This window comes from Paenibacillus sp. FSL R10-2199, from assembly GCF_038000235.1.
Classification (GTDB): Bacteria; Bacillota; Bacilli; order Paenibacillales; family Paenibacillaceae; genus Paenibacillus_AQ; species Paenibacillus_AQ phytohabitans.
This window is the reverse complement of the sequence record NZ_JBBOBO010000001.1, coordinates 2,981,785-2,995,631: the sequence shown is the minus strand read 5'-3', so window position 1 is coordinate 2,995,631 and position 13,847 is coordinate 2,981,785. Positions and strand designations below refer to the sequence as shown.

Sequence of the window (13,847 nt, the reverse complement as noted above, 5' to 3'; positions counted from 1 at the left end):
ACCTGCTCCAACTTGAAAACTACGCAATTGCCCATGACGTCACTCAAGATTAGATGATATATTCTTAACATAAAAACCGTCCTTAGTTAAAGGGCGGCTTTTATGTCAGTAATATTTCAGTCTAAGTCAGACCCGTTAGAAGCAATTACCTTCTTGTACCAGGCAAAGCTTTTCTTCTTTATTCTTCTAAGGGTTCCTTTACCATCATTGTCTTTATCTACATAAATGTAACCATACCTCTTTTTCATTTCTCCGGTAGATGCACTGATCAAGTCAATCGGCCCCCAGCTGGTGTATCCGATTAAATCGACACCATCCTGAATAGCCTTCGAGACCTCCAAGAGATGCTCCCGCAAATAATTGATCCGATAATCATCATTAATCGTATCGTCAGCTTCTAGATTGTCTGCTGCACCCAGACCATTCTCTACAATAAATAACGGCTTCTGATAACGGTCATATAATAGATTAAGAGCAATTCTTAGACCCAGCGGATCAATCTGCCACCCCCATTGCGATGAAGGCAAATATGGATTTTTGACACCACCGAACAAATTACCAGCTGTAGTCTCTTTCCCCTCCGGATCTGCACTCACAGCACGGCTCATATAGTAACTGAAGCCAATAAAATCAACCGGGTAGCTTTTCAGAATAAGATCATCCCCGGGTTCTTTTTCAAGTACCACTTCATTTTCCTTGAAAAATTGCGCTGCATAGGATGGGTAGCCTCCTCTGGCCTGTACATCGCCGAACATCAAGATTTCCCTTTCACCTTGCAGAGCGGCAAAGACATCCTCCGGCGCACTCGTCAACGGATATGCGGGAATATAAGCCAACATACAGCCGATTTGGGCATCAGGTATAATTTCATGACAAGCCTTTACGGCAAGTGCACTTGCTATGAACTGATGGTGTGCCGCCTGATATTGAACCTGTTTCTTATTCTCTCCTTCCCGGAGGATAATTCCACCGCCTGTAAACGGATAATGGGCCAGAATATTAATTTCATTAAAAGTCATCCAATACTTGACTTTCCCCTTAAATCTTTCAAATAGAACCTTGGCATACCGTTCATAGCATTCAATGGACTTACGGCTTCTCCAACCTCCATACTTCTTGGCCAATCCTAAAGGCATTTCATAATGAGAGATCGTAATGACAGGTTCTATATTGTATTTGAGCAACTCATCTATCAAGCCTTCATAGAAGCGGATGCCCTCTTCGTTTGGAATCTGTTCATCTCCCTCTGGAAAAATACGTGTCCAAGCAACCGAAGTCCGGAAACAGCGAAAGCCCATTTCTGCGAACATTGCGATGTCTTCTTTATACCGGTGATAAAAATCGATTGCTTCATGAGAAGGATATTCAGCTTCAGGAATCTCCATGATCGGCCCTGTAATACCACGCGGCAATACATCTGCGGTGGACAAACCTTTTCCATCCTCTAAAAAAGCGCCCTCTACCTGGTTGGCCGCTACAGCGCCGCCCCATAAGAAATTTTCCGGAAAACTGTTTGTGTTGGTTTTCAAAGTGAGTCTCCTTTCTGGCCAGTTCTGCTTAGACAACAAGAGTCAGCAACTTATCTTGGGCTGTAACCGATGAGCTTGTTGTTTCAATTACATCCAGGTAATCAGCAGTATTTGAGATAATGATTGGAGTGATCGGATTGTAACCAGCTTCCCTAATCTTTTCAAGCTCAAATTCAATCAGGAGATCCCCTTTTCGCACCTGATCCCCTGCTTTAACCCGAGGGGTGAAATATTGCCCTTTTAATTGAACGGTATTAATTCCAATGTGAATCAATATTTCCGCACCACTCTCAGACAATAGAATTACAGCATGGCCTGACTTGAGAATGGTTCCAATGGTTCCATTCACTGGGGATACGGCTTGGCCAACACTTGGAACAATAGCTATTCCTTTTCCCATAGCACCTTCTGCAAAAGCAGGATCAGGAACTTCAGTCAAGGATTTCACTTCCCCTGTTAGAGGGCTGAATAGCACCTCTTTCTTCAAGAGAGATGAATGATTAGAAGGATTGGCACTTGCCTCCGGTTGAACAGCCTTTACTTCTACAGCAGGAGCAGAATCACTTGTCGCAGTCACTGCAACAGTTTTTTTATCTTGGTATCCGAAAAGAAGTGTTAGAAGCAAACCAATTCCCATAGCAGCGACAATCCCGATTAAATAGTAACCCACCGGTTCAAATGCACCGATCGAGAAAATATTCTGAAAGACAAATGCTGTAGCATACGTATTGAAACCGCCATTAATTGCCCCACCGACAGCTCCGGCAAGAATAACATAGGGGATCGTGCGCTTGTAACGCAGCAATATACCATAAACAGTGGGCTCAGAGACCCCGGCTAACAACAGACTTAATGTAGAGGAACCAGCCAGTGATTTCAAAGTCTTTTCTTTAGATTTAAGGAAGACCGCCAGTGCCACCCCTGCCATTGCAAAGTTAGATGCTGCCCACATTGCAAGGATTGGATCGGTTCCATTCGTAAGATTTGCCAGCACGATCGGAATAATTCCCCAATGGAGCCCAAACACAACAAGGAAAAAGATTAACCCGCCAATCACAGCACCTGTTAACAGCCCGCTAACTCCCATGAGGTAATTGATAGCATCTGCGATCGCGTTTCCGAGATATACTCCAAACGGACCGAAGACTATCGCAGCAAGCGGCACAAGAATGACTAAAGACAACAATGGAACCATGAACGTCTGGAGCTCTTTATGAATAATTTTCTTTAAGTATTTCTCCACATAAGAGAAAATCCAAATGGATACGAATACCGGAAAGACCGTTGATGAATAATCCATTAGAACTACAGGAATGCCAAGAAAAGAAGAGGTATCTCCATTCGCCAATAATCCCGTAAAGTTCGGTTCCATTAAAGCTGCACCAATAACTCCGCCTACATATGGATTTGCCCCAAATTTGAACGATGCAGAAATGCCCAAGAATATAGGCAAGAAATAGAAAACGGCATTTGCTGCTGCTGCCAGAATGAGGTAGGTTCCACTATCCGCAGATAGCCAGTCAAAGTTTGTGAATAAGGTTAAAAAGGCTTTAAGTATCCCCGCTCCAGCCATTGCAGGCAATAGGGGAGAAAGACTTCCAGAAATTACTGCGAAAATCCTGGACATGATCTTCTCCTTGGGTTGATCTGCATCTGCGGAAGCAGAATTTCCTGCCCCTAATTTGCTGGTTTTCATAATTTCCTGATACACGTGAGCAACGTCATTTCCAATTACCACTTGGAATTGACCGCCACTTTCTACTACACTCAAAACCCCAGCTAAGCTTTTCAGTTTCTCCTTATCCGGTAGATGATTGTCTTTGAGATTAAATCTTAACCTTGTTGCACAATGGACAAGATTGTTAACATTCTCTTCTCCGCCGATATTTTGCACGATATCTTTGGCTAATCTTTCGTATTTCATTTGTACTCGCTCCTTTTGATCTCATTCTGGCTGGTTTATATGATATAAAAAAGCCTGAATAGGTGATAAAGCACACTGAAAAACAGTACACTTATCACGTATCCAGGCTTTGCCCAACTAGTGGTAACAACCCTGTTCTTTATTGTAATAGGTTAATCTCTGCTGGTCACACGCCTAATATGAAGCATAAAATAGACCATTTCACCTTCGGTTGTCTCAACTTGAAACTCTTCCCGTAAATAGAATCTTACCTTCTCACTACAGGCAAAGGCTTCAGGATATTTGGTAACAACTTGTTGGTAAAGCTCATCATCCTCAGAAGGAATCGATTCATGACGCATGGTGCGATAAGAGAAATATTTCAAGTGGGTCACAAAGCGACTATAATTTAAGGAATTCTCATCCAGCTCGATCCCATAGTGAAGTGTTACTATATTAAGAATGCCTTGAACCATCTCGGTAACCAGCAAGGTCTGTTCCATTTCTTGACCGTCTTGCTGCCCATTCACGAAATGCATGGCGATAAATCCAGCTTCATCTACAGGCAGCTTAATTCCAGTTTCGTTTTCAATTAAATGTAATGCATGTGTTGCGGTTTGATATTCTTTCGGATAAAACTTCTGTATCTCCCACAGCAGCGCATTTTTAAGGCTCAATCCCTCCTTGGAGCGTGTAATGGCATAGCTAATATGATCCGTTAGAGCCAAGTAGATGTTATTACTAAAGGTTGTGCTTAGATCTTTTGCTGCATAACGAATAATTTGATCTGTCAATTCAAGATGCTTTGGGGGAATCTCACTCAGTAATGTAGAGAGCCGTTCAGATAACTCTTTGGTCTCCATCACGAATGTCTTCTCTATTTTTAACGGATCTATATCTTCACCTGGAGTTTTCTGATAGGCCAGTCCCTTTCCAATAACAATGATCTCAGATCGATTTGGTCCTTCAACCAATGCAACATTATTATTAAATACTTTTTTTATCCTCATGAGTTCGCCCACTTTATATTTTTTTACGGACAAAAAAAACCTAAACGAATCCATAACTAAAATTAAACTAGCATGAATTGGTTTAGGCTTTGCCTGCAATGCAGTAACAACCCTAATATAAATTGTATGTTCATTATATAAGAGGTGGAGAACGTTTTCAAGGGAAAGATAATGTAAAAATATTACTTTTTTTATTTTGTAAACATTAAAAATAACTTGTTGACTTTTGCAAAGTTCGTATATATGATTTCGTATGTAGATACGATGTGGATTGTAACCGCTTAATCGGGCAAAACCTAAATCGAATCAGACATGGATTTTTCCTATGTCGGTTCGAGTTAGGTTTTTTTCATTTCAAGCGACTTGATCCGACTCGTGTACAAATAACATAACTTTATAACTGGAGGTACGAAGGATGAACTTGAAAAAGGGTAGTGGCCTGATTCTGTCGGTAGTAATGGCAGCTTGCACCATGCTGACCGGTGGACTGCCTGCGAAAGCTGAAGCAGCTTCACCAGCGCAGATTACAGCAAACACGTATATCGGCGATACTGGACGAATGGTTAAATCATTTGAACTGCAGGTGAGAAGCACTAGCTTATATGCCGATTTGAAGGCATCCGACTTTGTCATTACCGGCAACTTCGACGGTTATCCTGTTAACGAGAAAAACGAGACTGTGCAACACGATTATGCGGATGACGGGGTTGAACTAAGTTGGTCGGATAACATTTTATCGCTTAAAGTAAAGCCATTTAAATATTCGGGGGGGCCAGTGTCAAAGTTTGCCGTGACGAACGAACGTTACCCCGAATTGTCGTTTAATGAGGCCACCGTGACGGATGTGAAAACACAGTCGATTGATGATTTTGTTCCGGGGGAGTATACAGGCACTAACGGGGAGAAGTTGAACTATCGCCTTAAACTTACCGAATCCACAACCCCGAACCCTCTGGTCGTATGGCTGCACGGCGGCGGAGAGGTCGGAACAGATAACCTCAAGCAACTCACCGAGAACAAAGGCGCTGTTGCCTGGCTAGACTCAGGGTACGATGCATCTGTTTTAGCGGTACAATTCCCAAAAAACTACGGGTGGAAGATCTATAACAATCCCGAGGAACTTACGCTAATGCGTGATTATTTTGAAGTACAGGCAGAGTTAATCAATAAGCTTGTCGATTCCGGCAAAGCAGATCCAAATCGGATTTATGTTGTTGGGGTGTCCAGCGGCGGTGGCGGTGCGCTTCGTTTCATGATGCAGTATCCAGATTTGTTCGCGGGTTCCATTATCGTTGCGGCGAAAGACGCCGTAGCCGATTACACAGGATCCGTAGATAAGTTTAAAATGGAACTCAAGGATCTGACGGATGTGCCAGTATGGCTCGTGCATGCACAAAATGACCCGATTACGAATAGCCGGACAAGCACACTGACGTATGCGGCATTGACTGAAATGGGCAACAAGCAGGCCAATCTAACTATCTATGATGATGCGTTTATGGCCTCTCAACAGCTGTTCGGAGATTTCAGACACTGTTCCTGGATACCAGTATTTAACGATAAGAATATGCTGGCTTGGTTATTTGAACAGAAAAAAACTGCTACCGCACCATTCTCTCTACAACAGGATGCTCAAGTGACACGTGCCGAGTTAGCTGCGTTATTGACTGACCGCCTGAAGCTAAGAGAAGTGATCGGTACGGATATTTATAAGGATACCGTAGATTCACTCAGGGATCTGGAAATCCGCCAAATTACGACGGCTGGGATTATGAAAGGAACCGGCGCAGGCCTGTTTAATCCAGATTTGGGTGTGACGCGGGCGCAGCTTGCGACGATCGCTGATAATATTATGCGGAATACGGGCCAAACACAAGCCTCATCTGCAACAAGCCTGGCAGCATTCAGTGACGTGCCGATCGGGCACTGGGCTTCCGGAGCTATTGGACGCTCCGTTGCGGCGGGGATCCTGAAGGGTGATTCCGCAACCCATTTCGTGCCCAATCGACTTGTGACCGGAGCGGAAGCAACCAAATTTGTAGAACTGCTGGCTAGTAGGATGTAGCAAACCGAATACAGTCTGGATGAGCAGTGCTATTACAGAAATGATAAAAGCGGCCTCCTCGGCCGCTTTTTCTGCATAATACTGCGCTCGCATCCTTGGCAGAGTAGTAACCGGCATGATTTTATTTAGGATATCCCCGATAATATCCTCTCGAAATCCAAATTCGTCAACTGTTTGGAGATTTCCCATAATCGTATGGCCGTATTTACATCTTTTGCAGTAGCCGGTATTTTGGCAGGTGCAGGGAATCCCCTTGTTTCTTTAACTCCATCCGGTCCATAATACTGTCCGCTGACGGCCTCCGGGGAGGTTGCTGCAAAAATCGTTGGCAAAGCCCCTTGTTCAGCCGACTGTATCATTATTGGTCCAATCAGACGAAGCGCAAGCGGCATCTTGCTTTTTTCTCTTGTTCCATTGTCAACCAAATCTGATCGAGATAAGCCCGGATGAACGGCAATGCTCATAACTCCCCACTCTTCAGCCATGCTACGGCGATGAAGCTCAAGTGAAAAAATCAAGTTAGCCAGTTTTGATTGACCATATACTGGCATGGGCTTATAAAGGTGTTCTGCCTGCAGATCATCAAAATTAATCACAGCACTATTGGCGGCCAGGGCACAGACATTGACAACTCGTGGGTTGTGTCCTTTTCGTAAAAGCGGCATAAGATGAGCTGTCAACGCAAAATGTCCAAGGTAATTTGTGCCAAACTGCAATTCAAAGCCATCCTTTGTAACTTGTCGTTGCTGGCTCATAATCACTCCGGCGTTGTTAATAAGGACATCCAGCCTTGGATACTTATCGCATATTCGTTTTACGGAAGCTTCTATGGAGGCAAGATCTCCAAGATCAAGCTGTTCAAAATGTATGTTTGCCGAAACAACATTTGACTGAATTTCTTTGACTGCCGCCTCCCCCTTACTTCTGTTTCGTCCTGCCAGAATAACTTCCGCACCTGCACGGACCAGAATTAAAGCGGTTATATAACCTAACCCCCCTGTACCTGTGACAAGAATCAAGCGGCCTTTCTGGGAGGGAATATCGGAAATCGTCCAACGCTCTTTATTCTTCATGTATTCATAACCTCTTCCCCTTCTTTTGCTTATTTGAATATCTTCTCTCATTCATCCTGTCTTATTCGTTATTAAGTTTGTTTGTATACTCTATCATACGGTTAACAATCGTTATCATTTGTTTAACATCATCTTCTCCGAGATGAGTTATGATTTTATCAAGCCTATCGTTAAACTCGTTATCCTTGTTCTTTAGAATCTCACGTCCTTTGGGGGTGAGTGTAACTACAAGGTTTCTACGATTATTCTTGTCTAAGTCTCTGTTTATATATCCTTTCTTCTCAAGTGTCCCCAACATTTGGGAAACTGCCGCTTTGGAGATTGACAGGTATCCCCGAACGTCGGGCAAACCGATGTTGTTTTCGGAATCGGTGGAATTGTCGGCGATTCCTTTCATTAGAACAAGTTCTGTCATGTTAATGTCACTCTTGTTCCCTCCCGTCTCCTTTCCGAGTCCCGCTCCATGTAGCCTCTTTAATTGAAATATCGAATGCACGAATTGAGTTTTTAAGTTTTGATCCATTTTTTATTCCTTTCTTTTAACTGTCAGTTCAAGTCACCTTAAGTTAATAAATTAACTGTTTAGTTATTTACAGTATAGTACTTAACTCTTCCGTTTTCAATATAGGATTTTCAATTCTGCCTGCTTCCCTTCACAATATGACAACCTCTTCAATATTAATATAATCCACTATTTCTCGAAACTATTGACAGCATCCATGAAAAGATATACTTTAAATAGAGTATTCTAAATAAAGTATATGGATGGTGTGAGCGATGAAATCATTTTTCAAAAACAAGGCAATTCTGAGTGGTGTTTTTATGATGATTTTTTACCAAATCATTATGATCGGAGTCTTCACTTCCGGTTATAGTGCGGTTCCGAAGAACATCGGCAATCTCTCGGTGGCAATTGTAAATGAAGATAAGCAGTACGGGATGGAATTTGCGAAGCAGCTTGAGCAGGAGCTGCCGTTTCAGGTGCAGACGGATACCGATCTAAAGACGGCTCAGCAAAAGCTTGAAGACCGGGACATTCATCTGATCATGCACATCCCTCAGGATTTTACACAGAAGCTCTCTGCTCCGGACCAGCAAGTTCAACTGGATTATTATATCAACCAATCCAATCCAGCTACCACCAACAGCACAGTACAAAATGTAGTAACGCAGATCACAGAAAAAATCAGTACCCAGCTGCAAACAAGCGGCATTGAAGGTGTACTGCAAAATATGAAGATGTCGGAGGTGCAGGCCAAGGAGATGGCCGCAGGCATTGTTAACAAAGTCCAGGCCAATGTAATAGATTCCAATCCTCAGCCAGCCGGGATGCATAATCAAATGGCTCCAATGTTTCTGACGATGTCCTCTTATGTCGGGGCTATGATATACTCCATGATGGCAATCGGTGCATTGAACCAATTAAAGGGTAAGCTTGGAAAATGGAAAGCCTTCCTTTCGCTGCAAGGTACCAATGCTATAATTTCTCTGATCGTCCCCTTGATCGGGCTTAGCATTTATTTCGCCATACACGGATATGGAGCTGGTACGTTTGTTCATTTGTGGCTGTTGCACGCTCTCGAATTATTCGCAGCCATTCAGTTCACCAGCATTTTCTGCCTCCTCTTTGGACAGGCAGGCATGATGCTAAATCTACCGTTCTTGCTGATTCAGACCATCGCCAATGGATCGGTGGTGCCACAGGTTATGATGCCAGGATTTTATAAAGCCATTAGCCATATTTCCGTAATGTTTTATACCGTTCAGTTGGACTACAATTTGCTATTCGGCGGAGGGCGTTCTGCTGTACTGCTGTTAGGTCTTAGCCTTATCATGGTTTCAGCGCTTGCTTTGAATACTGTAATCCACCATTTCAAGCCGTACACTAAATTAAGCCCCGGTGATGCACCTCAGCCGCTCTTCATGTAAAATAGAAAGAGCCGAATGCCCTTTACGGCAGACGGCTCTTTTCATATATATTCTAGGAGGAGTCTTATGTCGCTTCAAATATTTATCCTTGGTATCCTGAGCGAGGGGGAGCATCATCCTTACGATCTGAAGAAGCAAGTTCTAAAGCCTCTCGATAATTCATTTCCGATCAACGATGGAACCCTTTATTATAATTTTGAGGTTCTTTTAAAAAAAGGACTTATTCAAAAAATCAAGGTTGAGCAGACCGACAACCGTCCCGAGAAAACGACCTATGGAATTACAGAAAAGGGCCGTGAAACACTGGTGGAAGAAATCTATTCCGCATTTCAAAACTTAACAAATTTCACTTCCCTGTACTCCTCCCTCTTTTTTCTGGATAAGGTTGACAGCAGGAAGCTTGCTTATTTGATCGAAGATGCCATTGAACGGCTGAATAGAAGAAAGCTTTTGATTGAAAATGGCGATTCTGAATTATCAAACATTCCCGATTCTAAAAAATTCTCCGTCCGGCTGATTTCAGAACATGCCCATCAATCAGTCCAAAATGATATTGCCTTGCTGCACAAGCTGCTCCTAGAAGTGAAAGGATGAGCATACAGCAGAAAGCAACTCCAAACTTAGTTCAGTGAGACAAAAAATGCGCGTTACGCCCTTAAACACAAAACTAAATACTTTAGTTCTTGTCCAATTGCGTACCGCGCAAAATTGATGTCAGTTCTGCTGAACCCGCAGGCATTTATTTTCAAATCAAACACTTAGTTTGTTTTTCCTGAAATCTCTGGGTTTGCAGCCCACGAGCTTTTCGAACATCCTTGAAAAATGCTCTATATCTGAATATCCAACCATCTGGAAGATTTTTGTATATATTCAAACACCACAAATGGAGATCTGTGGGATTCATTCATGGCATGTCAACCATCCCTTGGAATATCTCGTAGATTGTCTCTTCAGAATCAGCATGGCTCTGATTATTGCAGGCGGTTATCCGTTACCAATCGTTCTTCCAGCCATTTTCAGAATTAATTTCACTTCTTCTTCCGGTGACTCTAAACAATCTGTGAGAATCCATTCTTTAAGAAGTCTTACTGTTCCATACTGGACATACGAGGCAATTGCCTTCTTTTCCTTCAAATCCAATTTTTCCGGTAAGTGTTTAATGACCATATGATCAAACTGCGGCAGTGAGATAGTAATGCGGGAGATGAGATCATAATTCTCAAGGTTAATTACGAGTTTTATAAATTCAATATTTTCTTTTATGTATTGCAGAATCCGAGTCAGACATTCATCTATATTTTTGCCTGCTGCAAGATCATTTATAACGGTAAATGAAGTATTTTGAATGTACGTCTCAGCAATTTCATTTAATACATCATATTGACTTCCATAGTGATTATAAAATGTAGTGCGATTAATCCCTGCAACTTGGCATAGTTCCCGTATGGATATTTTATTAATATTACGCGTCTTTAACATTTTTAATAAAGCTTCGCCAACCAAGCGTTTCGTTAGCATCACCCTCTGGTTGACATTATTTTTTTCTGACATAAGGCCTCCATTGTATTCGACATTTCCGAAGAATCTGTCGGTTGTAAAATAGACAGATGTTGATATTATTGTAAAGTACTCATGAAATAAGTCAATGAAACGGAGATGTACAAATTGAAAAAAAACAGAAAAAAGGTACTAAAAGTAAGCATTGCGTGTATTAGTCTCATAATAATTCTTGTTGCCGGGTATGAAATCAAAGAAAATATCCGCATTAATAAAATTGTCAAATCACACAAAACGGAGCAAAGCAAAATTGTAAAAAGTAAGGACCGGAATAATTCACAGCATATAACAACTGCAGTTCAACAGATTATGATAGGAACAATGAGTAATAATTATGATAATGCTTTACAAACATTACTTAATATCAAAAATGCAGGTTATGATTCTATCGAATTAAATGATTTTATGATTCACAAGTCTTCCATTCTTGTAAAACTAATGACAAAGTTCTCAGGAATGCCTATTGGCAATGGCGGCAAGCTTGATTGGCCTAAGCTGATTAAGGAAAGCGGACTGAAGGTCGTAAGCCTACATAGTAATCTGGGGAGCATTGAGAAGGATCCAAAAGCGATAGCCGTTGAAGCGAAAAAATTCGGTACAGATACAGTAATTATTACTGGTATGTACAAATTTGATTATAGTAGTTTAGATGACGTGGAAGAACTTGTTCAAAGTCTGAACCAGGCAGGAAAAGCCCTTTCTGAAGAAGGGATACGTCTTTTATATCATAATCATAATGTTGAACTGCAAAAGGTCACCCCTGATAAAACAGCTTACGACATTATTATTGAAAAAACAGATCCTGCATATGTTAATTTCGAGTTTGATAGTTACTGGATGGCCGATGGCGGGGCTAATGTTCCGGCTTTGATGGAAAAACTGGGCAGCCGAATGAAACTATGGCATATCAATGACCGCGGACATACCAAATCAGGTCCCTATATGACACCCATACTGAAAGAAAATGCTACTGAATTAGGATATGGAAATATGGATCTGGATACTCTCTCAGCAATTGCTATAAAAAACGGAGTAGAAGGTGTTATATTAGAAACTCATAAAAATTGGGTGGATAACGACCCAATCAAGAGTATCCAGGTTAGCGCAGGATACATGCAGGAAAAGTTTGGTGGCCAAGAGAAAGAAGTACAGAAAGATAATGCTACCGAACCATTTTAAATTGTGGAGCTGATTCTGCCACCATATTCTAAGCTACCGTTATGCAGTTGCTTCTCCTCCAAGCACCTTCTCTGTTTTTTTGCCCGGAAAGTAAACATATATAAGAGTGTCCCAAGCCATTCTTGGCATTTGGGACACTCTATTACATATTACCTGCCATAGCTCACCTACTACCCCGGCTTGCCCCAGTTCAATTGTGTACCCGAGATAAGCAGAATCATGCCCCTCTGTCTTCAGACTCGTTTGTTCTTGCTATTCAAAGTCAGCTACTCCTAGATAAAGGCTCTTACCCTTACGAGGACATCGAAATAGTGTTATTTATTAATTGATTATTGCTATTTAAGATAGATTTATATTGTTATAATGCTATTGCAAAGTGCATACAAATTAAGGAGAGATTAGAGATGGTTACATTATTGCTGATTATTATTTACCTGGCATTCATAGGTCTCGGTTTGCCTGACGCCTTGCTTGGAAGTGCATGGTCTATTATGAAACTTGATATTGATGCCACAACAGAAATGGCAGGTTATATATCGTTAACGGTCTCATTCTGTACGGTTGTATCCAGTTTATTTGCAAGCAGATTGTTGCATAGATTTGGCACTGGAAAGGTAACCTTGTTCAGCATTCTATTAACAACGTTCTCCTTATTCGGATTTTACTTTTCAAACGAGTTCTTATTCTTTATACTACTGGCAATTCCTTTGGGATTAGGTGCTGGTTCTGTAGATGCAGCATTAAGTAACTATGTAGCGCTACATTTTAAGGCCAGGCATATGAGCTGGTTGCATTGTTTCTGGGGGATTGGAGCAATGACGGGACCTATTGTAATGTCATTTTCGCTGGATCATGGAAATAACTGGCGTATGGGATACCTTACTATAGGGATAGTACTTACTATCATAGCTCTAATTTTATTGGGATCGCTGTCTTTATGGAAGGTTTTTGAGAACGGTAAGATAGAAGAAGGAGACGAGAAGACACTCATCAGTAACAGAGAAGCCTTACGAATCAGGGGTGTGAAAATGTCCATGGTCTCCATGCTTTGTTACAATGGTTCGGAAACAGCCGCTGGTCTATGGATGGCATCCTTCTTTATTGAAAGCAAAGGAATTACTCCTGGCACCGCAGCAGCCTTTTCTTCCCTATTTTATATTGGAATCATTATAGGGCGTATTTTTTCCGGATTTCTTTCGACTAAATTATCCAGCAAAAGGCTGATACGATACGGTGGATTAGTTGGCTGTGTCGGACTTCTAATTCTTATTTTACCGGTTCCACATTGGGTTGCTGCAGGAGCATTGCTCATTGTTGGACTAGGTGGAGCACCCATCTATCCGAGTATTGTTCATGCCACACCAGAACGGTTTGGGGAAAAAGCTTCTTCGAGTGTAATTGGACTTGAAATGGCAAGTGCTTATACAGGTTCTACATTGATACCTTTATTAATGGGGTTTATTGCAAGCCAATTTGGTATGTTTATGGTACCCATTATCTTGCTTCTACTTTTTAGCATCATGTTTGTATCTTCAGAAATGGTTAATAGAGTTTACAAACATAAGCTTATATAAAGTATTGCACTAATACAAGATTTCTATA

11 protein-coding genes are annotated in these 13,847 nt (G+C 41.7%); 5 read left to right on the top strand and 6 right to left on the bottom strand.

What is annotated here, in order from left to right:
- Window positions 1–116: 116 nt before the first annotated feature.
- The 3 genes from ascB to licT form a co-directional block, all read right to left on the bottom strand.
- On the bottom strand, window positions 117–1,529 hold the full coding sequence (ascB, locus tag NYE33_RS13075) for a 6-phospho-beta-glucosidase (RefSeq protein WP_042139278.1): 1,413 nt from the start codon (window positions 1,527–1,529) through the stop codon (window positions 117–119).
- Window positions 1,530–1,557: 28 nt separating this feature from the next.
- The gene (locus NYE33_RS13070) at window positions 1,558–3,453 is read right to left on the bottom strand and encodes a beta-glucoside-specific PTS transporter subunit IIABC (protein WP_042139279.1); all 1,896 of its coding nucleotides are present in this window, start codon (window positions 3,451–3,453) and stop codon (window positions 1,558–1,560) included.
- A gap of 152 nt (window positions 3,454–3,605) precedes the next feature.
- Window positions 3,606–4,442, bottom strand: coding sequence for a BglG family transcription antiterminator LicT (gene licT, locus NYE33_RS13065; RefSeq protein WP_341068648.1), 837 nt, complete (start codon window positions 4,440–4,442; stop codon window positions 3,606–3,608).
- A 415-nt stretch (window positions 4,443–4,857) separates the two neighbouring features.
- Between licT and NYE33_RS13060 the strand changes: the two genes are divergently transcribed.
- Window positions 4,858–6,507, top strand: a complete 1,650-nt coding sequence (locus tag NYE33_RS13060; protein WP_042139280.1) for an S-layer homology domain-containing protein — start codon at window positions 4,858–4,860, stop codon at window positions 6,505–6,507.
- A 125-nt stretch (window positions 6,508–6,632) separates the two neighbouring features.
- On the opposite strand, the gene NYE33_RS13055 is transcribed toward NYE33_RS13060, so the two are convergent.
- Window positions 6,633–7,580, bottom strand: a complete 948-nt coding sequence (locus tag NYE33_RS13055) for an oxidoreductase (protein WP_042139281.1) — start codon at window positions 7,578–7,580, stop codon at window positions 6,633–6,635.
- 61 nt (window positions 7,581–7,641) lie between these two features.
- Window positions 7,642–8,103: a MarR family winged helix-turn-helix transcriptional regulator gene (locus NYE33_RS13050; protein ID WP_042139282.1), complete on the bottom strand. Its 462-nt coding sequence runs from the start codon at window positions 8,101–8,103 to the stop codon at window positions 7,642–7,644.
- A 254-nt stretch (window positions 8,104–8,357) separates the two neighbouring features.
- Between NYE33_RS13050 and NYE33_RS13045 the strand changes: the two genes are divergently transcribed.
- Entirely contained in the window at window positions 8,358–9,509 is a 1,152-nt protein-coding gene (locus NYE33_RS13045; RefSeq protein WP_042139283.1) for a YhgE/Pip domain-containing protein, read from the top strand.
- 66 nt (window positions 9,510–9,575) lie between these two features.
- Window positions 9,576–10,103 (top strand): PadR family transcriptional regulator, encoded by a 528-nt coding sequence (locus tag NYE33_RS13040; protein WP_042139285.1) that lies wholly within the window; start codon window positions 9,576–9,578, stop codon window positions 10,101–10,103.
- 390 nt (window positions 10,104–10,493) lie between these two features.
- Here NYE33_RS13040 and NYE33_RS13035 read toward each other — a convergent pair whose 3' ends face one another.
- Window positions 10,494–11,060, bottom strand: a complete 567-nt coding sequence (locus NYE33_RS13035) for a TetR/AcrR family transcriptional regulator (RefSeq protein WP_042139287.1) — start codon at window positions 11,058–11,060, stop codon at window positions 10,494–10,496.
- Window positions 11,061–11,174: 114 nt separating this feature from the next.
- Between NYE33_RS13035 and NYE33_RS13030 the strand changes: the two genes are divergently transcribed.
- Together NYE33_RS13030 and NYE33_RS13025 are read left to right on the top strand one after the other, a co-directional pair.
- Window positions 11,175–12,245: a sugar phosphate isomerase/epimerase family protein gene (locus NYE33_RS13030; protein WP_197074291.1), complete on the top strand. Its 1,071-nt coding sequence runs from the start codon at window positions 11,175–11,177 to the stop codon at window positions 12,243–12,245.
- 404 nt (window positions 12,246–12,649) lie between these two features.
- Window positions 12,650–13,819, top strand: coding sequence for an MFS transporter (locus NYE33_RS13025; protein ID WP_042139288.1), 1,170 nt, complete (start codon window positions 12,650–12,652; stop codon window positions 13,817–13,819).
- Window positions 13,820–13,847: the final 28 nt, after the last annotated feature.